This window comes from Siccibacter turicensis LMG 23730, from assembly GCF_000463155.2.
GTDB classification, from domain to species: domain Bacteria; phylum Pseudomonadota; class Gammaproteobacteria; order Enterobacterales; family Enterobacteriaceae; genus Siccibacter; species Siccibacter turicensis.
In genome coordinates, this window is record NZ_AWFZ01000016.1 from 1 (window position 1) to 21,319 (window position 21,319).

A 21,319-nucleotide genomic window follows, 5' to 3' on the forward strand; every position below is an offset into this window, starting at 1 on the left:
GTAAGCATGCGCATATTCGGATATATCTTAAAAACATCACTAAAGTGTGATCTCTGTCACGGTTTTTTTTTTTTTAGGGTCATGAGACAATATCACCCGCGTAAACAAGCACTTACGCACACACACTTTGTTTACATCCGGAGAAAACAAGCATGTCCATCAAAGGCAGTGCCCTTAATGTCGTTAAGGGATGGGCGGTAGCGTCTTTAATTCGCCAGACCAAAGAATATATTCTTCGCAAGAAGCTTCTTAAAAACGGAGGGTTGGTTTTAATTTCACTTATGGCAAGTCACGCCGCTTTTGCAGCAGGTGGTGATTTACTTGCAGCACAGGACGGCACCGTAACCAGCACATTCGGGCACGGGTCTTCACTCGAAAAATATTTCTACTACGCCGAAATTATCATGGCGTTATTTGCCTATATCCGCTCACGCTCCCCAATGGTGTTTGTTGGTCTTGTGATGGTTATTATCTTCACCCGTATCGGATTTGGTCTGGCAGGTTAATCATGGCCGGGGAAGACGATAAATATCACTTCCCGGAAACACTCAATCAGCAAGCCCGCTTTTTTGGATTACCTCTCGATGAACTGTTAATTATCGCACCCCTTACCGTACTGGGTGTGATGTTTAATATGTCCACTGCACTGGGGATTATCTCGGGCGTGCTCTGGTTGTTAGTCAGGTATCTTAAAAAAGGGCAGGGGTCGTACTGGTTACTGAATTTTCTGTACTGGCACCTCCCCGCCCTTATTTTCAAAATGACATTCAAGATGATACCCGACTCAAGTTTCCGGCACTGGAGGGCGTGACCTGTGAAACTTTCTATTAAGGCCGACCGCAGTAAGCAGTTAGCCTGGGCCTTTATCGGACTTGGCAGCTTCTGTTTTCTGAGTGTCGCGGGAAATGTGTTATCCGGTTCTCTGGCATGGCATTTCGCTACTACCCAGAAAACCATCACCACGCCCATGACTTTTAATCAGCCGTTTATCTCTGATGCAAGTTCAGCTGACTCTGCCGGGATGACAATGTTCGCAACCTCGTTTGCTTACTGGCGTCTGAACGTCAGTCCGGAAACCATCGATAACGCCCACAAAATCCTTCTGAGTTTTGTGCCAGCGGAGTCCCGCGACAAGCTTAAAAAGGCGCTGGACATCGAGGCTGAACGCATCAAAAAGTCCGGCATCACCTCCCGACTTCAAATCCGCGAAATCCGCGTAATTGATACCGGGGTCGTGGACATCAGCACCACACTGTCCACTTCAACCACCAACGGCAACATCACCACCCCCCTGAAAGACCAGAGTAAAACCTTCCGGCTAAAAATGAGTTATGAGAGCGGCCTTATTCGCCTCCGGGACTTCTCAGAACTCGTGCCGGTCACCACCCCCACTAACTGACAGGACTGCCCATGAAACGTCGCATTTCACCGGCAGCTGCTGCTGTGTTAATGGCAACAGGGTTATTCACAGGCGGCCTTCGGGCCGCCACCGCCCCTGCCGCCATACCGTTTGAGAACGATGCCACCATTAACGTCGCACTCAGCAACACCAACCCCAACAAAATTATCGTTGAAGGGGAAATGGTAACCAGCATCAGCGGCCCATCAGGTGCCTACGACCAGCCACAAACAACACCCGACGGAGCCGTGATTCTGGCCCCCCTCGTCGGCACCGACTTCACCGTATTTGTGCAAACCGCCAAAGGCGCCGCCATCAGCCTTAACGTGAAGCCAAAGCCCGGTAGCGGTCGCACGCTGCGCCTTACCCCGCTCTCTGCTCCGGCCCGTAAAAATGACGACGCGAAAGCGTGGGAAGAAGGCCAGAGTTATGAAAAAACGCTCGTCACACTTTCCCGCGCCGTGGCGCGTGGCGAAGTCCCGGACGAGTACGAGGAATACCCGGTCAGTCGCATGCCGGCTTTTAATCCGGGCGTCTCCGTTCGCCTTACACCGGAGCGTCAGTTTGTTGGCTCTCACCTGCGCATCGTGCGTTTTCGCATGACGAACCCCGGCTACATCACTGCAAGCCTTCGGGAAAAAGACTTCTGGCGTAAGGGTGTGCGTGCCGTGATGCTTTCACAAAACGAGCTGTATGCAGGCGGTGAAGGGTTTGTCTGGGTCATCTTCTCGGACGGAGCGCCGCAGTCATGAGCCTGAACATCAACGTCACGACTCGTCGTAATCAGTTTCTCATCCTGCTGGGCGTCATCCTTGTCGCCGGCACCGCTGCCGGTGCTGTTGCTATCTGGGGCGATGAAAGCAGCCAGGGCAAACAAGCTGCTGCCACCACGCCCACGCCGAACATGACCGGCGTCGTTACCTCAGCTTTTGAGGAGCAGGTGAATCAGTCAGCACTGGCGCAACAGCAGGCTAAAACGTCTGCACTGGAAAATCAGATGACGCAGCTCGCGCAACTGATTAACCAGAACAAGACCACAACCGAACAGCAGCTGCAGAAAAAGGATGCTGAAATTCAGCGCCTGAGCGAGCAGCTGCAACAGAGCAGGGCAGGCAGCAACCCACCCACCGGACAGCAGACACCACCTGCTGTCACGGATGGAACACCACTCCCGGGTCCGGTTGCTGCCGGCCAGGCACGTCCTCCCGAATACACCATCACCCCCTCATCCACCATGCCGGCCGCCACCGGTGCAGTGAACATGAATCAGGGTGCCGGGTTCTATCCGGGCGGCTCCGGCCATCGCATTACCGGCGGGCTTTCCACCACCACGTTTAACTATGAAAGCCTGCAAAAGAAGAAAGCCACTAAGCTCCCGTGGATACCCTCCGGCTCATTTTCCGACGCCATCCTGATTGAAGGCGCCGACGCGAACGCCAGCGTGACCGGTCAGCAGAACAGCCGCCCCGTGACTATCCGTCTGCAGGGGAAGGTTCAGATGCCGAACAACCATGAGTACGACATGGACGGGTGCTTTGTGGTCGGGGAAATCTGGGGGGATATCTCCAGTGAACGCGGTGAGGTGCGAACCAGAAGCGTCAGCTGTGTGCTGAAAAGTGGCAAGCACGTGGACATGGATTTTGAAGGTCATGTCAGCTATCAGGGCAAAGGCGGCATCAAGGGCACACCGGTCATGCGTAACGGCAAGATTGTCGGATATGCCGGGGCAGCAGGCCTGCTGTCAGGCTTTGGTGAGGGCATTAAGTCCGCCGCCACGCCATCAGTCGGTCTGGGCGCTACCGCCGACGTCAGTGCCAGCGATGTGTTCGGTCAGGGTCTGGGAGGCGGTGCCAGCAAGGCCGCAGATACTCTCAGCCAGTACTGGATTAAACGCGCAGAGCAGTACCACCCGGTTATCGATATCGGCGCGGGTAACCGTGTGACCGTCGTGTTCCAGAAAGGCTTCCGGCTTGAAACACTGGAAGACGCAGAGGACGCGAAGGCACAGGAGGCCGCGCAGAAAGGGGGCGATAACGGTGCACAGGCCACAGCTGCCAGCCAGCCCATTCCGGCCGGCGCAGGCACAACCACGACCGCGCAGCTGGGTAACATCGATCCGGATGAAGTCCTGAAACGCGCCAGCGAGCTGCGCCTCGGCGACGCCATCAACTAATCCTGATTTATTCCCCGACTCATTTCCTTACCTTACTCTATTCCCGGAGATATCCATGAAACCTTTACTGGGTGCTGCACTGCTGTGCAGCGTTCTGACCGGCTGCGCCGGTATGAACAGCGATTTCGACTGCAACAAAACCGCCACGGACCAGTGCCTGACTACGGCAGAGGCCAACAAGCTTGCCGCGCAGGGCAAAAGTCTTGATGAACTGGCCGTTGAGAAAACCTCAAAAAAGCCTGCGGGTGAAACCCTGCCGGCACTGCGTAACTCAGCGCCGATGGTGAATCCTTCCCGTCCCGTCTCTGTGGCAGCAACCGGTTCTGCATCGTCCGGCACCCTTGCCCCGCGACCGCTCTATACCCCGCCGGCTACAACCTCCGCGTTAACCAGCCGCCCGGCAAACCCGGCACCGCGTCCGGTAACGGTCGCAGCCCCGGTTAAACCGGTGAACGACACGGGGCGCGTGAATGCCCTGCGCGTTCCGGATGCCACGCAGCGGCTGTGGATAGCGCCCTGGGTTGATACCGATGACAACTTTCATCAGCCCTCTGTGGTCGAGTTCGTGAAGAACAAATCGCACTGGGATGAAGGGTTCCGCGTGATTCAGGAGGGAGGCGAGTGAAAAAGGCCGTACAGCTTTCACGTCGGGCACGGGAGGCCCGCAACTGGCAGGGAGGCTGCCGTTTTCCGGAAGAAAGCGGTCTGGCCGACTTAACCCTTATCGTCGCCGGTCTTCCGCATGAGTCGGGAAGCCGGGGACGAGCCAGTGACCTTTATGATGCCGGGCGCGAGCGCCGGCTTGAACTTATCCGTGACATTGCCGGGCGCATGCAGTCAGGCATGAGGACCAAACCATGAGTAGTGTTCTCGACAGTGTACTCGGGCTGCTGGGCAGCCGGAGTGAAAAGGACGGGGCGCGAACAGCAAAAGCAAATCTCGAACAGACCTGGGATTATCCGTCCCTGACCGCCGCGCTGCCGTGGCGTTACTACGATGATGCCAGCGACCTGTTTATCAATGCCGGTACCGCCGGATTTATCCTTGAAGCCGCGCCGCTGCCCGGCGCCAATGAGCAGGTGATCGCCGCGCTTGATGACATGCTGCGCAAAAAATTGCCGCGCAAAACGCCGGTGACGGTCATCCTCACCGCCAGTAAGTGTGTGGGCGAGCGTATCGAGCAGGGTGTCAGTACCGATATGTGGAAAGGGGAGATGGCCCCGCACCTGAATAAAATCACTCAGGCGTTCTGGCAGAAGTCCGCGCTGAAGGGTTTCTCCAACAAGCGCGACCTGCCGCTGTACCTGCGCAACTACCGCGTGTTCATTGTTTACGGCAAGCCGGTGAAGCGCCTCACGCAGCAGGTGATGGATGAGCTTATCCAGCTGCGCAACACCATCCGCGTTTCGCTCGATGCTGCCCGTATCGAAAGCCGTAATGCCGGCGTGAATGAGTTCCTGTCGGTGATGCGCGAGCTGATGAATTACCGTCATGACCAGGTGATGCCGGCAAGCCGGGAGTACAACGAAGACGAGCACCTGAACCGCCAGGTGGTTGAGCAGGGCATTGATGTGAAGGTCCGCCCGTCTCATATCCGTCTGGAAGTGCCGGAAAGCGTGACGGAGAGCAGCACCGGCACAACCCGCATACCTGCCTCGGCATGTCGTATCGTGAACATGCAGCTCAGCAAAAACCCGACCCGCTTCGCACTGTGGCAGGGGGCCGATAATCTGCAGAACCTGCGCTTCCCGGACCTCGGTATTCCGTGTCCGTTTATGCTGACTTTCACGGTTGAGCTTGAGGAGCAGACCAGCAGTCAGGGCGAGGCGAACCGCAAATACTTCGATCTGCAGAAGAAAGCGAGCAGCGCCTATGCCCAGCTGTTCCCGCAGACGAAACGCGCGGCTGAAGAGTGGAGCCGGTTGCGTGAGCAACTGGGCACCAACGAAACCGCGCTGTGCCGCTACTACCTGAACCTGACGCTGTTCACCCCTGATAACGACCAGGAGTCGCTCTCCTGTGAACTGGCCGCAGTCAACGTGTTCCGTAAAAACGAGCTGGAGATGACGACCATCCAGTTCCAGCAGATGCGTAACTGGCTGGCCGGCTTCCCCTTCGTGATGCAGGAAGGGATGTGGGATGACCTGAAAATGACCGGGGCCACGCTGCGCGGCAAAAGCATGAACGCGGTAAACCTCATGCCGGTGGTTGGCGAGCGCCAGCTCTCGTACCGCGGTATGCCGCTGCCGACCTACCGCAACCAGGTCGCGTTTTTTGACATGTTCGGTGAGGAGAACGGCAGCACCAACTTCAATATTGCCGTGACCGGTACCTCCGGGGCCGGTAAGTCGTTCCTGACGCAGGGCATACTGCGCGACGTGCTGAACGCCGGCGGCTTCGCCTGGGTTATCGACATGGGCGACAGCTACAAGAACTACTGTCATCAGGCCGGTGGGGTGTATCTCGACGGAGCAGCGTTGCGCTTTAATCCCTTCTCGAACGTGAAGGACATCAACATGTCGGCAGAAGGGATTGTGCGGTTGCTGACGGTACTGGCGAGTCCGTCTGAGCCACTCGATGCCGTCTGCGAAGCCATTCTGCAGAAAGCGGTGATGTATGCCTGGGAGCAGAAAGGCGCACGTGCCCGTATTGATGACGTGCATGCCTTCCTGACCAGTGAGGAAGTGCATGCCAGTTTCCAGGACAAGCCGACCATTATTGCGCGCCTGGCTGAGCTGGCCATGCTGCTGGAAACCTACTGTAGCACCGGCCCGGACGGGGAGTACTTCAATGCCGATACGCCGACGCTCGACGGCGAGACGCGCTTTGCGGTGCTGGAGTTGCTGAGCCTTGAAGGTAAACCGAAGCTGCTGAGCGCGATTCTGTTCTCCCTCATCCTGGCGATTCAGGAAAAGATGTACCACAGCCCGCGTAGCCTGAAAAAAGTCTGCATTATCGATGAAGCATGGCGTCTGCTGGGTGGCTCTAACCCGCATGCCGCAAAGTTTATCGAGACCGGCTACCGTACCGTGCGCCGTCACCGCGGCTCATTCGTCACCATCACGCAGGGTATCAAGGACTTCACCGCCAGTACCCAGGCGGAAGCGGCGTGGAACAACAGCTCCACCAAAATCACCCTGCTGCAGGACGCGAAAGCCTTCAAACAATACCTCGCCGACAACCCCGATCAGTTCTCGGATATGGAAAAGGAAGTCATCAAATACTTCCAGCCGGCACGTGCGTCCGGGTTCAGCTCCCTGTTGATTTCCGCAGGGGAGCACAGCTCATTCCACCGGCTGTTTGTAGATCCGGTGACGCGGGCAATGTTCAGTTCGCGCGGTGAGGATTTTGCCTTTATGCAGGAAGCCCAGAAAGCCGGGGCAACCGCTGAAGAAGCCGCGTACCTGCTGGCGCAGAAAGAATTCGGGGGCGAGCTGGAGGAGCTGGAAGAATGGGTGAGCGCAGCATGAAAAAACAGGATGATAATTACAGCACACAGACAGTACGGGACGGGGTCACCCTGACCGCCCGCCTTCAGTCATGGGGGTTACTGCTCCTGGGCATGCTGGCTGCCGTGGTGGCGATGGTGGCAGTCAGCATTATCACCGTTCACCTCAGTACGCCGCGGATCGTGTCTTTCGATATGAAAGGGACGATGGATATGTTTATCCAGCAAACCCTGCAGCAGAAGCTGACTGAGGACCAGTCGAAAGTCCTGATGCAGCGCTTTAATACCGCGCTGACGGACAGCCTGACGGCATGGCAGGCCGAGCATAACGTGGTCATTCTGGTAGCTCCGGCGGTCGTCAGCACCCAGCCGGATATCACGGGCGATATCCGCAGTGACATTGCGCAGAAGATGAAGGGGGGCCAGTGAACACACCCCTGAAACTTGCAACGCTGGCGGCCGTTCTGCTGTCGGCCAGTGTCAGCGCGAAAGACCTCGGTACCTGGGGGAATCTGTTTGAGCCGGCAGAACAGGACATGCTGGCTTTCATTCAGGGACGTCTGAAATCGATGGAGCAAAGCGGAGAGCTGGGGCGGCTGCAGAGCGAAGCCATCGAGCGTGTGAAGCGTAACGCGGTGCGACCGCAGCCGGTGGCTGGCATCAGCCCTGCCGTGAAGTACCGCACGTTCAGTTATGACCCCACCTTCATCGTCAACGAAACCATTACCGATATGAAAGGAAACATCATCGCCCGCAAGGGCGATCGGGTTAATCCATTCGATAAGGTGCCGTTCAGTCAGACCCTCTATTTTATCGACGGTGATAACCGCGATGAACTGACGTGGATGAAGCAGCAGCTGAGCGCGACGACGAATTTCAAGGTCATTCTGGTGAAGGGCAACATCAAGGACACCAGTGATGCCCTCGATGAGCGTATCTACTTCGACCAGGCCGGTGTGCTGACCACGAAGTTTGGTATCGAACATACCCCCGCGCGCGTGAGTCGTGACGATCGCGTCCTGAAAATTGAGGAAATTCCTGCCACAGGAGCAAAAAAATGAACAGTGCTGAAATGAACACCACGTCGTCACGCAGCTGCGGCTTCAGAAAGGAAAGCATGAGCAGCCGCGGGCACCGGCTCAAAGACCTGTATCCGGAGATGGAGTCATGGGGCGCCAGTTTTCTGGCTCGCGTCTGGCTCGCTTTCACCCGGACGAACGGGCGAAAGGCTGATGTGCCTGAGCAGCGCGACGAAGCATTCCCGGAATACGTGGTGCAGACGCTGATGGACATGGCCGCAGCACGCGATCCGAAATGCAGACCGGTGATGCTCGTCAGCAGTGTGGGGGAATGAGTTATGCAAAAAGAGCCTCAAACGCAGCGTGTCAGGGAAAAGCTGCTGCGTGATATCTACCCTGAACTGGCCGCCTGGGATGGCGACTGTGTTCTGGCTGCATGGTCAGTTTATCGCGGTCTGAGCCGGAAAAGTGACGATCTGCCGGCGGCGCGTGATGACGGATTCATACGCTTTATAACGGGCAGCATGCAGGCCATGCTGGGCGAGGTAGCAGCATGGAGCTGATCCACCTCTCTCTTTGTCTGGTTTCTCCCGGCCTGTTCCTTACGCTTGCCATGACGCTGTTTCTGGCCATGCTGCTGGTTGCCCTCGGCACGGCTGAATGACCAGCCGCCCCGTCTCTCAGGATGTTCGGTGCTCACTCTGCTGCGCGCCGCCTCAGCCTGACAGCCGGACCGGCTCCCAATAACACCTTAGGTTCAACCTCCTGTGAAAAAAGACCCTGAACGCAAAAGGGCGCAGAAGAAGAACATTACCTCCACGCGCCTCGATGACGAGGCTGTCGCCCAGATGACCCGGATACTGAGTGACAACCCGCTCTACACGCGTGCCCTTGTTCTTCGCGGCGCTATCGAGGCGCTGTACCGCCTTCCAAAGGACCAGCGCGAGGCGATTATCCGCGCGGCTGCCGAACACTGATATCTGTTTTCCCCTTCTTCGCCCTCCCGCCTGCCGGTGGCCGTGGCATTCCCTTATAAGGACTCAAACATGACACAACCTGAGATTTTCAGGCGGGTGACGGTTGCCCGCGACGCGAACGGATACTGGACTCACCCGGACTATTTCACGCCCGCCGAAGACCGGGAATATGGCAGGCCGGGTGAGTTTGAGGCCTGGCTGAAGGAACACAATCTGCACTACGCCATGAGCTGGATGGAGAACGAAGCCATCGGGGCGGTGAAAACCGCGTATGAGCGTGGCGAGGACAATATCAGCGGCTGGATACCGGTGATGCCTGCCGGCGACGGCTGGTTTATCGGCTCTATTCATGACACGGAGGACGGTCCGGTGTGCATCTGGCTGAAGGAGTTGCCATGCGCCGCACGCTGAGGCTACTTATCCTGCTCGGCGCCATGCTGATCCCGATGATGGTCACCAGCTCACCGGCGCGCGCCGCCGATGCGGGCGATGGCCGTTGGGTTAACCCCATCTCAGACGTGTGCTGGAAATGTCTCTTTCCGATGACACTTGGCAACATTCAGCTGGCGTCAGGGCCGCAAAAAGATACCAACAACCCCTCAATGCCGATTCAAATCTGCCCGATGGGCGTGCTCTACCGCCTCGGGCTGGCCATCGGCTTCTGGGAGCCGATGGCGATGGTGGATGTGACTCGCGAGCCGGGCGTGATGGTGAACATGGGGGGCTTCAAAATCGACTTGGGCCGGACCGGAACCGGCACGGCTGGTCAGAGTGACCGCCCGGCAGCCGGCACGTTCTATCACGTTCACTGGTACAAGTACCCGCTGATTTTCTGGCTCAACATCATCACAAGCCTCGGCTGTCTGCAGACCGGTGATATGGATATTGCCTATCTGTCGGAGGTGGACCCGTTGTGGAATGACAGCACGCTCTCAATGCTCATCAACCCGGAAGCGGCCCTGTTCGGCAACCTGATAGCCCAGGCGGCCTGTGCTGCTGATGCGGCGGCCAGTTCTGCTGGTCTGCCGCTGTCTCCACTGTTCTGGTGTGCCGGCTCACAGGGGTCGTATTACCCGTTGACCGGGTATACCAGTGGCGAGTTTTCTCCGCTGGAGTCCTCACTGCTGGTCAGTGAGCGCATGGCATTCAAGATGCACCGCGAGGGACTGGTCTGGAACTCTGTAGGTGCGGACACCGCCGTGTGTCACCAGTATCCATCCCCGATCATCCCTAAAGAGCGCTGGCGATACCAGATGGTCAATATGTATCCGGAAACGAATAACTGCCATCCATTCGGTGCCAGTACCCAGATGTGGGGTACCGGGCACAACTCTCCGCAGTCGAAGAAAAACTTCGGTTACCTGTTCTGGCGCAAAAGAAACTGTGTATTCCTGTGAGGCTTATCATGAAAAACACCTTATCTCAGGCGTTGCTTCTTAGCGGCCTGATTGCCTGCACGACGGCGGTGGCCGCCAGCGAGCAGGCCGATGTATCCGGGCGCGACATGAACTGGATGAAGCAGCAGCAGGACGCGCTGCAGGAATTTAAGGACGCCATGCGTGGCCAGACAGTTCAGCTGCCGGCAGCACAGCAGGATGTGATCAGTCGGCTCCAGCAGGATATGGCGCGTCAGCAGCGCGGTCAGGGCGGCGAAAAGGAAACGTTTCCTGCCATCTACTTTGTCAGCCTCGGTATTCCGCGCGAGGGACTGTTACCCATGCTGCAGGACGCAAAACGCTTTAACGTGCCCGCCACTCTGCGCGGGCTGGTAAACAACGACATGCGCCAGACGGCGTCGGCGATGTTCGAGCTGGCCAAAGAAGATAAAAACGTCGGTGTGCAGATTGATCCGACCCTCTTCAATGAGTACGGCATCACTGCCGTACCTGCAGTGGTGGTGACCTGTCCGGGAAACTTCGATGTTATCCGCGGGAGCCTGCCGCTGAAGCAGGCGCTGGAGAAGGTGGCAGAGAAAGGTGACTGCGCAGCAACCGCGCGCCGGCTGCTGGAGGCGGCACAATGAAAAAGGCACTCTTTTTAGTCCCGCTGCTGCTCTCAACACTCGTTTATGCCGGCACCAATGATGATGCGTTTAACGCCGGCGCAAGCTTTGGTAAGGGAAATGCCGCACAGGGAACCGGCAGCCTCAAAAATCCCGGAACCGTGACCGGAGACATTCCCGGTTATACCGCTAACCCGCCGCAGAGCGGTTACTACAACGGCCCGGACGGCGGGGATGGCGGCCTGACGAATAAGGGGCAGGCCGCACTCGGGAACAGTGAAGCCGGTCAGGCGGTCATCGACTCCGGCATTAAAAACCCGCTGCCGGTTATCGATCCAAATGCCCCTTTTATCACTATCGGGAAGAACGCGGAGAGCAATGCCGGCTCGATCGTGGACGGCACGAACAGCCAGTGTACGCAGACCAACGTATCGAAATCCGTGTTTGAGAAATACAGCTGCAGCCGTGATCTGGCGCTTAACCAGACCTGTGTGCGCACGGGCCAGGCGGACGGTACTTACACGTCCACCGACTCGATTAAAGAGGTGAAAATAAGTTCCACCAGTATGACATGGTCCGGATATCAACATGATTCCACTCAGGCTTTCTGGACTGTGCCGGGTGGCATGGGCGGGGAAATTATTTCAGGCTCCGTCAGCGTATATCACCGGTACTGGGATTCTAATCAGCGGATATACGTTTTTGGTAGCAGTGTCAGCGAAAACTCGGGGACCTGGGAATTTAACCCTAAATACACCCTGACAGAAGGGGAGCGAGTTCGTTTTTCTATTGGTTATATGGATTCGCCTGCAGCAAATGCCAACAGTCATAACAACGGCAATATCAGCTTTGTGATGACGTTGAAAGTGCGTGTTAAAGACAAAAAGTTCACCCCGAAAGTAACCTGGTCTACCAGCTGCCCGTCAGGCAGTCCGGATGGTAAGAAGCTGAGTACCACCTGCACGGCAGGAGCCGGTAATAAACAGGTAGTGAAAGACGGTACGTCCTACAGCGTCTACAGCGACTGCTGGCAGTATAAGGATGTGTATCAACTGAGCGCTGGCACTAACGGCACCTGTAGCAAGCTTATGAGTAACGCCGCCTGTACCAAAACCGGCTCGGTGTGCAGCGAGAAGACCAACGGCTCCTGCACACATCAGGATGAAACATGGGAATGCCAGAAAGTCTACAACTCGGGCGGTCTGCTGTGTGGCGGGCAATATTTCTGCAAGACCGGTGACTGCAGCGACACCACCGGCGCGGGCGACAGTGGGTTTGATACCGCCGTGGCCAAACTCGCCGGGCTGGCATCTGCGGCAGCGGATGTCACGGAAGACCAGATTAACGTCAAAGCCTTCACAGGCGACAAGATGAGCTGCCGTAAGGCGTTCGCGGGATTCTCAAACTGCTGTAAAGACTCCGGCTGGGGATCTGATGCCGGCCTTGCTGCCTGCAACGATGACGAGCTTGCCCTGGGCAAAGCGAAAGCCAAGAAAGTGACGGTCAGTGTGGGTGAGCGCTGCGATAAAGAAGTGCTTGGCGTATGTATGCAGAAGAGTCAGGTGTACTGCGTATTCCAGGGCAAGCTGGCCCGTATCATCCAGGAGCAGGGACGTCGTGACCAGCTGAAGGTCAACTTCGGTAGTGGAAAAAGCCCTAATTGCCGTGGCATTACCGTGGATGAGTTGCAAAAAATCGACTTCGACCGCATCAACTTCTCTGACTTCTACGAAGACCTGATGAACAGCCAGAAAATCCCTAACACGGCCACGATGACGAAACTGGTCAAGGATCGTATTGCGGGACAGGTTAAGCAGCAACAGATGCAGCAGCAGCTGAACCAGCAGAGCGGGGCGGCAAAATGAAACGGCTGATGACTGTGCTTCTCCTGGCGGTCAGCGTGCAGAGCGTGGCTGAAGAAATCGTGACACCGGCACCACCCTTTACCGGGTGGTCCTGGTACAACGAACCGAAAAAGCCACCCACGCCGCCGGACCGGAAGAAAAAACCTGCACCGGCACAGCCGGCCATCCCGGACTTCAGTCAGATGACGGCAGTGGAACAGGCTAAAGTGCTCAAGCAGTACACCGCAGAGGCGCTTAACCGCGCCATTCTCTATCCCACGGCGGAAAACACCGCCACCTTCCTGAAGTGGCAGAAGTTCTGGACCGACCGCGGCTCGGCGTTCAGTCAGTCCTTTGCGGTCGCGCAGCTGCGTAACCCGGAGCTGGATTACAACCTTGAGTTCCCGCACTACAACAGCACGGCCCCGCTGGTACAGAGTCGCGATCAGAAGCAGCGCGAAAAGGCTATCAGCCAGCTGTCACAGCAGTACGGTCTGTTTTACTTCTACCGGGGCAGTGACCCTATCGATGCACAGATGGCCGGTGTTGTTGCGGATTTTGCGAAAACCAACCGCATCTCGCTTATCCCGGTCTCGGTGGACGGGCAGGTGGCGCAGGCGCTACCCGACAGTCGCCCGGACAGTGGACAGCTTAAGTCGATGGGCGTGAGCCACTTCCCGGCGTTGTTCCTGGTCGATCCGCGCAGCAAAAGCTTCAAGCCGCTGGCCTACGGGTTTATGACCCAGGATGACCTGGCCAAGCGCTTCCTGAACGTCTCAACTGGATTTAAACCTAACTTCTGAGGTGATGTTATGCCGTCACAGAGTAAATATCGTTCCGTTGTTTTCGTGGCGAAAGGGGCCCTTTTCGCGTTCGTCACCGTGCCAGCCCGTATGCTGTTCCTGCTTTTGCTTTTCCTGTTTGTAAGCGGCTCGCCCGCCGGCGAGTTTATTGCCACTGCCCGGGAGCTTACAGGAGGTGCACCGCCAGACCAGGTCTGGGTGTGCGGCACCAACGTTGAACAGTTCACAGAGGATCGTCCTGAAAGTGTTTTAACAAAACGACCCTGTCTCCCGGTGCAGGTGGATGCTGAGAGGTTCGCGGCAGACGTTGATCACGAAATCATCCGGGGCTGGCTGTATTTAGGCGTATTCAGTTTTCTTGTCTACTTTCTGCGCTTTTCACCTGACATCTCCGGGCCGCTCCAGAGCATACTGGCTCGTATTAAATTTGCTTTCTCAAGGAGTATGAAATCATGAAATCATTATCATCCGTGGTACTGCTCTTTTTCTGGGGTATGGTGATTTTCAGCGTCAGTGAGATGATCCCCGTCTGGCCACACTTCACCGAGCAGATGCTTCGCTATACCACGATGGCAATGTGGCTGTGCGCGGTGGTGCTTGTCTTGCGGGATGTCTGGAGCAGCTGGCGCCACGTAAAAGCCACTGATGTGGAGGGGCACCGTGAAGTGTAAGACGTTCGTTTCTCTCACCCTGCTTTTCCCGCTCATGGCGTGCGCCGGTGTTCGTGAAGAACTGGCCGCGATGGAGGCCGGAAAAAGTCCGTCTCCTTATTCCGCCGCGCCGGCAGGCGCACCGGACACCCCGCCGGTGATGCAAAATCTGATGTCCCTGCCGGATGGCCGGCGGGCAGACATGAAGGATTACGCCGTGGTGCTGTTCATGCAGTCCCACTGTCAGTACAGCGCGAAGTTTGACCCGGTACTCAAGGGCTGGGCAGACGGGCACGGTATCAAAGTGTATCCCTACACGCTCGATGGCGGCGGGGATGCGGCCTATCCCACACCGCTTGTCCCGCGTAAAACGGACCCGGCAGCGCCGCTGGCCGATGAAATTATGACGTTCTTTGGCAACGGGCTGCCGATTGCCACCCCGACAGCGTTCATGGTTAACGTGAACACCCTGAAAGCCTATCCGCTGACGCAGGGTGTTATGGAAATCCCGGCGCTGGAAAACCGCTACGCCAGCCTGATTCAGGCAGATATGGACCAGATCGACCCGCAGCTGCTTCCGCCGATGCCGGCAAACGCCCAGGTCACCACGCAGTAATCCTTACGGAAACCCTCATGACTACTAACACGTATGCGTTATCGCGTTCCGAACGCGCATGGCTGATGACAGCGCTGGCCTTTCTCGTCTCTGCCATGTTTTACCGCCAGCTCGCCTCCCGGGTCGTCAGTGGCCAGCCCGGCGACGTCCTGACCAGTATGCTGCAGAACATGCCGGTACTGATGATGATTTGCCTGTGCGGTGGGTTCATGCTCACCGCTGTCGGGCATTACGCGGTGCGACAGACCTTTGTGAAGCCAGCCTCACATGGGGTGGCTCATGATTAAATCGCTTCTTGTTGCCGGCACGGTATTCCTTACCGGGCTGGCTGCCCTGCCGGCACAGGCTGATGTGAACAGCGACCTGAACGGCTTCTTTGGCAGCCTGGGGTACAGCGGTAACGTTACCCAGGCACAGGCCTGGCAGGGACAGGCGGCCGGGTACTACACCGGTGGCTCGGTATACCTGCGCAACCCCGTGAAAAGCGTGCAGCTTATCTCGATGCAGCTTCCGTCCCTGAACGCCGGCTGCGGTGGCATCGACGCCTATCTCGGCTCGTTTAGTATGATTTCCGGGGAAGAAATTCAGCGCTTCGTTAAGCAGATCATGAGTAATGCCGCTGGTTATGCATTTGATCTGGCGCTGCAGACAATGGTGCCGGAGCTGAAGCAGGCGAAAGACTTTCTGCAGAAGCTGGCCAACGACGTGAACTCCATGAACATGAGTTCGTGTCAGGCGGCGCAGGGAATTATCGGCGGGCTTTGGCCGGTATCACAGGTATCTAACCAGAAAATCTGCCAGGACATTGCCGGCGAAACCAACATGTTTGCTGACTGGGCTGCATCGCGTCAGGGCTGTACGGTCGGCGGGCAGGGGGACAAGGTTACCGATAAAGCCGGCGAGGAGCAGAAGGATCAGGTGCTGAAGAACAAGAACCTTATCTGGGACGCCCTCTCCCGCAACCGCCTGTTCGACAGTAACCGGCAACTCAAGGAGCTGGTGATGAGTACGGTCGGCTCCATCATCTTTAACAAAGACGGCGACGTAACCATTCTCACCCCGCTGGTTGATAACCGCGACCTGGTGAAAGTCCTGATGCGCGGTGGTACCGCCAAAGTCTACGGCTGTGATGAGGACACAGTGTGCCTGACGCCGGTGGTGGTCAGCATCAACATCTCTGAAAGCAACGCGCTGGTGACACTGGTGAAAAACCTGATGCTGTCCATGCAGTCGAAGCTGGTTGATGACAAGGCGCTGACTGAGCAGGAGAAGGGCTTTGTGAACACCACATCGGTGCCGGTGCTCAAATACCTGACCAACGCCCAGAGTATGGGGATGAGCGCGACCTACCTGATTCAGGTGGCCGACTTTATCGCCCAGGACCTGATGATCCAGTACCTGCAGGAGCTGGTAAAACAGGCCAGCCTGTCCCTTGCCGGCAAAAACTTCCCCGAGGAAGCCGCGGCGAAACTGCGCGACAACATCATTCACGCGCAGGGGCTGCTGGCTGACATGAAACTGCAGTCTGCAGCAGACCAGAACGCCCTCGATGGTATCGATCGCAACATGCAGTACCTGCAACAGCAGGTTTCGACCATCGTATCCGGCTCCTACCAGAGCAACTACCAGTGGGGTAACCCGTAATGCTTGAGGTCTACACAATCTATGGTGGCGGGATGTGGAAAACGGCTTTCGATGCCGTAGTCACCTTATTCGGGACCAGCACCTGGGGAACGCTGCTGCGTATGGCCGGCACGTTCTCAATACTCGGGGTGCTGGCCACATTCGTCAAAGGGCGCAACCCGATGGTGTTCATCCAGTGGCTGGCACTGTTCATGCTGTTTACCAGTGTGCTGGTCGTGCCTAAGCGCTCGGTACAGATAATTGATATCACCGACCGGGCGCAGGTGTGGGTGGTCGATAACGTGCCGGTGGGGCTTGCTGGCATCGCATCCCTGACAACCAGTATCGGTTACAACATGGCGTCCCTCTACGACATGGTTATGGCCCGGCCAGACTCGGTGACCTACACCAAAACCGGGATGTTGTTCGGCTCCCAGCTGGTTGCGGAAAGCAGTGATTTCCGTACCCAGAACCCGGAGCTGGCGCAGATGCTGCCCGACTACGTGGAAAACTGTGTTATCGGGGATATCCTGCTCAATCACAAGTACACCGTAAATGAGCTGATGAACTCAACCGATCCGCTCACGCTTATCACCGATAACCCCAGCCCGCTGCGCGGTATCTACAAAACCGATACCTATACCCGTCAGTTCCTGACCTGCCGTGAGGCGGCCACGCAGATCCGCACGCTGGCCAACCTTGACAGTCAGCTGGGTGGGGCATCGTTCCAGCGGCTGGCCAGCAAGGTTTTCGGCACGCGTATGAATGGTACGGCGCTACTCAGTCAGTCGATGGGTGAAAGTTACGGGTTCTTTTATGCAGGTGGTCTGACCGCGTCGCAGATCATGAAGAACAACATCACCAACAGCGCCATTCAGCAGGGTATCCGGGGATTTGCGGCACGTTCTTCTGACACGGCAAACCTGGTGAATCTGGCAGTGGAGAACTCTGCCACAAAACAGCGTCTGAGCTGGGCCGCGGGCAGTGCGCTGGCAACGCGTCAGCTGCCTTTCGCGCAGTCCCTGCTGATGCTCATTATGGTGTGCCTGTTCCCGCTGGTTATCACGCTTGCGGCGGCAAACCACTCCATCTTTGGCCTCAATACGCTGAAGCTTTATATCTGCGGGTTTATCTACTTCCAGATGTGGCCGATCATGTTCTCCATCCTGAACTTTGCCTCCACCTACTGGCTGCAGACGAAAACAGGCGGCACGCCACTGGTGCTGGCCAACAAGGATGTGGTTGCCCTGCAGCACTCTGATGTTGCCAACCTCGCCGGGTACATGTCGCTCTCTATCCCGGTACTTGCCGCAGTGTTGACCAAAGGGGCTGCGGCGATTGGTTCCCAGGTGGCAGGCAGCGTGTTCAGTTCGGCTGCGTTTGGTTCAGCAGGTGTGGCCGCCACTACCGCCGACGGTAACTGGTCGTTTAACAATATGTCGATGGATAACGTTCATCAGAACAAGCTCGATACCAACCTCTCGCAGCGTCAGGGGCAGCAGACCTGGCAGGCTGACAACGGCTCCACCCATACTGTCACCGCCAGCGGCATGAACGTTATTGACGGCTCGGGCGCGATGTCGAATCTGCCGGTGAACATGAAGCTCAGTCAGCTGGCCAGCAGCGGATTCCAGGAGCAGGCGCGGCTGTCGCAGGTACAGGCCCAGTCCTCCCTTGATGGCTATAACCACAGCGTGACAAGCGGATGGTCCCAGTTGTCCCAGCTTTCACACTCAAGCGGCAGCAGTGACAACCTGACGCAGGGCAGTGATAACAGCCAGGCCACTAATGCCACCCGCGGGGCCAGCATGATGATGTCGGCCGCAGAGAGCTATGCGAAAGCTAATAATGTTTCCACGCAGCAGGCTTATAACGAGCTGATGGATATCAGTAACCAGGGTAGTTTGAGTGCCGGAGCAAAAGTCACTGGTGGTGCCGGATTCAATATCGGGTTTGCGAAAGTCGGGGGAGAACTATCCGCAGGCGCGGACGTTCGACACACCACTGGCAGCTCACGAGGCGTGCAGGACGTTAACTCTAGTACAAATGACCATCGTCATGACCAGAACAGTCAGGCTGTTAATGACTTCAGACGTGGCATGGATATGGTTTCCAGCACCCGTATTACAGATGCCGGTAGTCACTCTGATAATGTTGCCACCAATGACGTGCAGCAGTTCGCCGCCACACTTAACGATGCGAAAAGCCAGTATCATCAGTACACAACCAGCTCCACACAAAGTGATGAGTACAGCCGTATGGCCACAATGGCGCAGAACCAGAGTGCCAGCCTTGATACGAACTATACGCAGGAGTTTGTGGACTGGGCATCAAACAAGTACGGCGATAAAGCGCAGAGTGTTCTCACCAGTGCACCGTCAGCCCGGGAAGCCGCAATGGAATTCGTTGATGAGCGCCTGAAACCTGAAATTATGGGTGACTACCAGCAGGGCCGGAGCGAGCTGCGCAGTGGTGATGATCATAACGTGTTTGCGGGACAGAGCGTTGCAGAGGCCAGTCCGGTATCCGGCACAACCTCAGTTAACTCGAATGTGGCACATCGGGGCACAGTAGCTGATGAATCTTCAGGGCGAACAGCTGAGCGTGAGCAAACGTCGGCACTGATGGGTAACAGCGCAATCGTTCCTCAGAGTCTGAGCGGACCAAGAGGAAATGGTGCTCGGGGTGGTAATGACCGGCCTGTTTATGATGGTGATAACCTTCAGCGCGCCATGACATCTGATTTCAGGAACAACCAGGCTGCAATAAAAACGCAGGCTGGACAGGAATTCCCGGCAAACAGTGACATCGCTGCACGCGTGGCAGAACAAAGATCTGAAAACGCGCAGAATATCAACAATTCTGCTGGGGAAATCGACAAAAAACAATCCACTGTTCAGGCATCCAGTGATATTCTTAAAGATGAAAACAGTAACTCTCATGGTAAATTCGCCGTAGGGCGTAAAGAACATGAAATTGATCAGCAAATGCCAGTTATAGATAGTAGTGAGAAAGATAAGCTTAAAGACCAGCTGGCAGAGCTAAGGAAAAAAACTGGGTAGGGGTGGGTTATGAAAGTGGGAATGTTAACAAAGTCATTATATGCGCCGATCCTGTTATTATATTTTTGCGCGCCAATATATCATGATGTAATGGCATTTTCTGCAAACTATGATTTTACAGATTGGGTGATGTTAGGAGTCATATATGGCATTGGAACAATGTTTTCATTCCCATTACTTTATCTTCTATTCAAACTAGAGCCGAAGCTTACTTCTTGCCGCGGTACAGGCATGCGTGCTGGTGCATGCTTGTTACTACTAATAGGGTGCATTGCTTTGTTTTGGAATGTCTCGGGGTTATTCTATGCCTCATTGCTAGTCGCAATTCTTTGCTCATTTTTTATTATGTTCTTGTGGCGTAGTGATCTAAATGCGAACGCTAAGATTTACAAAGAAAATCATACAGGCGCTATGTATGCAGTGAAGAATGGCAAGAGCAGGCTTTTAAATGTAAATGAAGTTACGCATGTTACTGCTCTGGTCGATGCTGGTAAATTGCACATACATGAGTATGTCGGTGATTTCAACGCAGGTTCGTCTATCGCATCATCGCCGACGTTTGATAACGCTTCATTACATTCAGGTGTTAATTTAGACTCATCCTCAACTAACTATGTTAACCCCTCAACAGGATTACCTATGTCTGGGGGAATGTCAGGGTTAGACATTTCAGGTAACACTTGGGGTACAAGCTTCAACGACCCCGCTAATAATGGAACCTCTTATGACCCTAACCGTGGTTACTGATTAGTATGAGTAAGACTATCAGCAATTAAGATTCAATGTGTAAATAGACCTATCAAAGTAGCTCCTCGTTGGGTTAATCCTCTGGATTAACCCTTTTTTATACCCACAGGAAAATTATGAAACTCAACAAAATCGTTGTTGCGGGCATCGTTGCGTCTGTATTCGTTCTCTCAGGTTGTGGCGCTATGTCTACCGCTGTTAAAAAACGAAACCTTGATGTTAAAACACAGATGAGTGAAACCATCTGGCTTGAGCCGTCATCTGAGAAAAGCGTGTATATCCAGGTGCGTAATACCTCGGACAAGGATATGTCCGGTCTGCAGGGGCAAATTGCCAAAGAGCTGTCATCAAAAGGATACCGTGTGACTGGTTCGCCGGACGAAGCGTATTTCTGGGTACAGGCAAACGTCCTGAAAGCAGAGAAAATGGATCTGCGCCAGTCGCAGGGATTCCTCAGCAGCGGTTATGAAGGCGCTATTACCGGCGCGGCGCTCGGCGCAGGTATCACCGCGTATAACTCAACCTCTGCCGGCGCCACGCTGGGCGTTGGTCTGGCCACCGGTCTGATTGGCATAGCCGCTGACGCAATGGTGGAAGACATTAACTATACGATGGTGACCGATCTGCAGATTTCTGAGCGCAGCAAGGCCAGTGTCACGACCGACAATGTGGCCGCGCTGAAACAGGGCTCCTCCGGCGTTAAGCTGCAGACCAGCAGCGAGCAGGGGAATCGCATGAAGTACCAGACCCGCGTGGTTTCAAATGCCAACAAGGTGAACCTCAAGTTTGAAGAGGCCAAACCGGTGCTAGAAGCCCAGCTGGCCCGTTCAGTAGCCGGCATTCTGTAATACCCCAGGGCTGTATTGCGCAGCCCTATCTATTTCACTTCATCGGCCCGTACTGAAACCCGGCATATTTCTGCAAGTGGGGTGAGTACGCGGTAACTGTTAATACAG

General features: G+C 55.9%; 25 protein-coding genes. All 25 read left to right on the forward strand.

Translation table 11 applies throughout. The annotated features are described in order from the left end of the window. Positions 1 to 152: 152 nt before the first annotated feature. The 25 genes from DW58_RS01480 to traT all read left to right on the forward strand — a co-directional run bounded on the left by DW58_RS01480 (position 153) and on the right by traT (position 21,211). Positions 153 to 506, forward strand: a complete 354-nt coding sequence (locus DW58_RS01480) for a type IV conjugative transfer system pilin TraA (protein WP_024548223.1) — start codon at positions 153 to 155, stop codon at positions 504 to 506. Positions 507 to 508: 2 nt separating this feature from the next. Further along, on the forward strand, positions 509 to 811 hold the full coding sequence (gene traL / locus DW58_RS01485; RefSeq protein ID WP_024548222.1) for a type IV conjugative transfer system protein TraL: 303 nt from the start codon (positions 509 to 511) through the stop codon (positions 809 to 811). 3 nt (positions 812 to 814) lie between these two features. Beyond that, positions 815 to 1,399 carry a TraE/TraK family type IV conjugative transfer system protein gene (locus tag DW58_RS01490; RefSeq protein ID WP_024548221.1) on the forward strand — a complete coding sequence of 195 codons (585 nt, stop codon included), beginning with the start codon at positions 815 to 817 and terminating at the stop codon, positions 1,397 to 1,399. Between the two features lie 11 nt (positions 1,400 to 1,410). Beyond that, entirely contained in the window at positions 1,411 to 2,151 is a 741-nt protein-coding gene (gene traK / locus DW58_RS01495) for a type-F conjugative transfer system secretin TraK (RefSeq protein ID WP_024548220.1), read from the forward strand. Then, positions 2,148 to 3,572: an F-type conjugal transfer pilus assembly protein TraB gene (traB, locus tag DW58_RS01500; RefSeq protein WP_024548219.1), complete on the forward strand. Its 1,425-nt coding sequence runs from the start codon at positions 2,148 to 2,150 to the stop codon at positions 3,570 to 3,572. The genes traK and traB overlap by 4 nt, the downstream gene beginning before the upstream one ends. Positions 3,573 to 3,627: 55 nt before the next feature. Beyond that, positions 3,628 to 4,197, forward strand: a complete 570-nt coding sequence (traV, locus tag DW58_RS01505) for a type IV conjugative transfer system lipoprotein TraV (RefSeq protein ID WP_024548218.1) — start codon at positions 3,628 to 3,630, stop codon at positions 4,195 to 4,197. 232 nt (positions 4,198 to 4,429) lie between these two features. Then, the gene (gene traC, locus DW58_RS01515) at positions 4,430 to 7,042 is read left to right on the forward strand and encodes a type IV secretion system protein TraC (protein ID WP_024548216.1); all 2,613 of its coding nucleotides are present in this window, start codon (positions 4,430 to 4,432) and stop codon (positions 7,040 to 7,042) included. After that, on the forward strand, positions 7,039 to 7,449 hold the full coding sequence (gene trbI / locus DW58_RS01520; RefSeq protein ID WP_035885468.1) for a type-F conjugative transfer system protein TrbI: 411 nt from the start codon (positions 7,039 to 7,041) through the stop codon (positions 7,447 to 7,449). The genes traC and trbI overlap by 4 nt, the downstream gene beginning before the upstream one ends. Next, a complete protein-coding gene (gene traW, locus DW58_RS01525; RefSeq protein WP_024548214.1) occupies positions 7,446 to 8,081 on the forward strand; it encodes a type-F conjugative transfer system protein TraW in 636 nt (211 codons plus the stop codon). The genes trbI and traW overlap by 4 nt, the downstream gene beginning before the upstream one ends. Then, positions 8,078 to 8,374: a hypothetical protein gene (locus DW58_RS01530; RefSeq protein WP_024548213.1), complete on the forward strand. Its 297-nt coding sequence runs from the start codon at positions 8,078 to 8,080 to the stop codon at positions 8,372 to 8,374. Before traW ends, DW58_RS01530 begins: the two co-directional genes overlap by 4 nt. 3 nt (positions 8,375 to 8,377) lie before the next feature. Continuing rightward, positions 8,378 to 8,602 (forward strand): hypothetical protein, encoded by a 225-nt coding sequence (locus DW58_RS01535; RefSeq protein WP_024548212.1) that lies wholly within the window; start codon positions 8,378 to 8,380, stop codon positions 8,600 to 8,602. A 204-nt stretch (positions 8,603 to 8,806) separates the two neighbouring features. Further along, a complete protein-coding gene (locus DW58_RS01540) occupies positions 8,807 to 9,016 on the forward strand; it encodes a hypothetical protein (protein ID WP_024548211.1) in 210 nt (69 codons plus the stop codon). 69 nt (positions 9,017 to 9,085) lie between these two features. Continuing rightward, positions 9,086 to 9,427, forward strand: coding sequence for a hypothetical protein (locus DW58_RS01545; RefSeq protein WP_024548210.1), 342 nt, complete (start codon positions 9,086 to 9,088; stop codon positions 9,425 to 9,427). 23 nt (positions 9,428 to 9,450) lie between these two features. After that, on the forward strand, positions 9,451 to 10,413 hold the full coding sequence (traU, locus tag DW58_RS01550) for a conjugal transfer pilus assembly protein TraU (RefSeq protein ID WP_409371855.1): 963 nt from the start codon (positions 9,451 to 9,453) through the stop codon (positions 10,411 to 10,413). A gap of 8 nt (positions 10,414 to 10,421) precedes the next feature. Continuing rightward, positions 10,422 to 11,039, forward strand: coding sequence for a type-F conjugative transfer system pilin assembly protein TrbC (trbC, locus tag DW58_RS01555; protein ID WP_024548208.1), 618 nt, complete (start codon positions 10,422 to 10,424; stop codon positions 11,037 to 11,039). Continuing rightward, positions 11,036 to 12,883, forward strand: coding sequence for a type-F conjugative transfer system mating-pair stabilization protein TraN (gene traN / locus DW58_RS01560; protein ID WP_024548207.1), 1,848 nt, complete (start codon positions 11,036 to 11,038; stop codon positions 12,881 to 12,883). The genes trbC and traN overlap by 4 nt, the downstream gene beginning before the upstream one ends. Further along, the gene (gene traF / locus DW58_RS01565; protein ID WP_024548206.1) at positions 12,880 to 13,665 is read left to right on the forward strand and encodes a type-F conjugative transfer system pilin assembly protein TraF; all 786 of its coding nucleotides are present in this window, start codon (positions 12,880 to 12,882) and stop codon (positions 13,663 to 13,665) included. The genes traN and traF overlap by 4 nt, the downstream gene beginning before the upstream one ends. 9 nt (positions 13,666 to 13,674) lie before the next feature. Then, complete coding sequence (locus DW58_RS01570; RefSeq protein ID WP_024548205.1) at positions 13,675 to 14,121, forward strand: hypothetical protein; 447 nt, start codon at positions 13,675 to 13,677, stop codon at positions 14,119 to 14,121. Then, positions 14,118 to 14,336: a hypothetical protein gene (locus DW58_RS01575; RefSeq protein WP_024548204.1), complete on the forward strand. Its 219-nt coding sequence runs from the start codon at positions 14,118 to 14,120 to the stop codon at positions 14,334 to 14,336. Before DW58_RS01570 ends, DW58_RS01575 begins: the two co-directional genes overlap by 4 nt. Further along, positions 14,311 to 14,931, forward strand: a complete 621-nt coding sequence (gene trbB, locus DW58_RS01580; RefSeq protein ID WP_051195545.1) for an F-type conjugal transfer protein TrbB — start codon at positions 14,311 to 14,313, stop codon at positions 14,929 to 14,931. Before DW58_RS01575 ends, trbB begins: the two co-directional genes overlap by 26 nt. 17 nt (positions 14,932 to 14,948) lie before the next feature. Continuing rightward, the gene (locus DW58_RS01585) at positions 14,949 to 15,218 is read left to right on the forward strand and encodes a hypothetical protein (RefSeq protein ID WP_024548202.1); all 270 of its coding nucleotides are present in this window, start codon (positions 14,949 to 14,951) and stop codon (positions 15,216 to 15,218) included. After that, positions 15,211 to 16,575 (forward strand): conjugal transfer pilus assembly protein TraH, encoded by a 1,365-nt coding sequence (traH, locus tag DW58_RS01590; protein ID WP_024548201.1) that lies wholly within the window; start codon positions 15,211 to 15,213, stop codon positions 16,573 to 16,575. The genes DW58_RS01585 and traH overlap by 8 nt, the downstream gene beginning before the upstream one ends. Continuing rightward, positions 16,575 to 19,616, forward strand: a complete 3,042-nt coding sequence (traG, locus tag DW58_RS01595) for a conjugal transfer mating-pair stabilization protein TraG (protein WP_024548200.1) — start codon at positions 16,575 to 16,577, stop codon at positions 19,614 to 19,616. The genes traH and traG overlap by 1 nt, the downstream gene beginning before the upstream one ends. Positions 19,617 to 19,625: 9 nt before the next feature. Further along, positions 19,626 to 20,363 carry a hypothetical protein gene (locus DW58_RS20765; RefSeq protein WP_130100417.1) on the forward strand — a complete coding sequence of 246 codons (738 nt, stop codon included), beginning with the start codon at positions 19,626 to 19,628 and terminating at the stop codon, positions 20,361 to 20,363. A 116-nt stretch (positions 20,364 to 20,479) separates the two neighbouring features. Continuing rightward, positions 20,480 to 21,211, forward strand: a complete 732-nt coding sequence (traT, locus tag DW58_RS01600) for a complement resistance protein TraT (RefSeq protein ID WP_024548199.1) — start codon at positions 20,480 to 20,482, stop codon at positions 21,209 to 21,211. Positions 21,212 to 21,319 lie beyond the last annotated feature (108 nt).

Bases quoted from the DNA above. Each gene is read 5' to 3' on its own strand.
- traT (WP_024548199.1), top strand. From the start codon at position 20,480: ATGAAACTCAACAAAATCGTTGTTGCGGGCATCGTTGCGTCTGTATTC.
- trbB (WP_051195545.1), top strand. From the start codon at position 14,311: ATGTGGAGGGGCACCGTGAAGTGTAAGACGTTCGTTTCTCTCACCCTG.
- traH (WP_024548201.1), top strand. From the start codon at position 15,211: ATGATTAAATCGCTTCTTGTTGCCGGCACGGTATTCCTTACCGGGCTG.
- DW58_RS01585 (WP_024548202.1), top strand. From the start codon at position 14,949: ATGACTACTAACACGTATGCGTTATCGCGTTCCGAACGCGCATGGCTG.
- DW58_RS01575 (WP_024548204.1), top strand. From the start codon at position 14,118: ATGAAATCATTATCATCCGTGGTACTGCTCTTTTTCTGGGGTATGGTG.
- DW58_RS01530 (WP_024548213.1), top strand. From the start codon at position 8,078: ATGAACAGTGCTGAAATGAACACCACGTCGTCACGCAGCTGCGGCTTC.
- DW58_RS01535 (WP_024548212.1), top strand. From the start codon at position 8,378: ATGCAAAAAGAGCCTCAAACGCAGCGTGTCAGGGAAAAGCTGCTGCGT.
- traU (WP_409371855.1), top strand. From the start codon at position 9,451: ATGCTGATCCCGATGATGGTCACCAGCTCACCGGCGCGCGCCGCCGAT.
- trbC (WP_024548208.1), top strand. From the start codon at position 10,422: ATGAAAAACACCTTATCTCAGGCGTTGCTTCTTAGCGGCCTGATTGCC.
- DW58_RS01545 (WP_024548210.1), top strand. From the start codon at position 9,086: ATGACACAACCTGAGATTTTCAGGCGGGTGACGGTTGCCCGCGACGCG.
- traV (WP_024548218.1), top strand. From the start codon at position 3,628: ATGAAACCTTTACTGGGTGCTGCACTGCTGTGCAGCGTTCTGACCGGC.
- traK (WP_024548220.1), top strand. From the start codon at position 1,411: ATGAAACGTCGCATTTCACCGGCAGCTGCTGCTGTGTTAATGGCAACA.
- traB (WP_024548219.1), top strand. From the start codon at position 2,148: ATGAGCCTGAACATCAACGTCACGACTCGTCGTAATCAGTTTCTCATC.
- DW58_RS01480 (WP_024548223.1), top strand. From the start codon at position 153: ATGTCCATCAAAGGCAGTGCCCTTAATGTCGTTAAGGGATGGGCGGTA.
- traF (WP_024548206.1), top strand. From the start codon at position 12,880: ATGAAACGGCTGATGACTGTGCTTCTCCTGGCGGTCAGCGTGCAGAGC.
- traG (WP_024548200.1), top strand. From the start codon at position 16,575: ATGCTTGAGGTCTACACAATCTATGGTGGCGGGATGTGGAAAACGGCT.
- traN (WP_024548207.1), top strand. From the start codon at position 11,036: ATGAAAAAGGCACTCTTTTTAGTCCCGCTGCTGCTCTCAACACTCGTT.
- DW58_RS20765 (WP_130100417.1), top strand. From the start codon at position 19,626: ATGAAAGTGGGAATGTTAACAAAGTCATTATATGCGCCGATCCTGTTA.
- trbI (WP_035885468.1), top strand. From the start codon at position 7,039: ATGAAAAAACAGGATGATAATTACAGCACACAGACAGTACGGGACGGG.
- DW58_RS01570 (WP_024548205.1), top strand. From the start codon at position 13,675: ATGCCGTCACAGAGTAAATATCGTTCCGTTGTTTTCGTGGCGAAAGGG.
- traC (WP_024548216.1), top strand. From the start codon at position 4,430: ATGAGTAGTGTTCTCGACAGTGTACTCGGGCTGCTGGGCAGCCGGAGT.
- traL (WP_024548222.1), top strand. From the start codon at position 509: ATGGCCGGGGAAGACGATAAATATCACTTCCCGGAAACACTCAATCAG.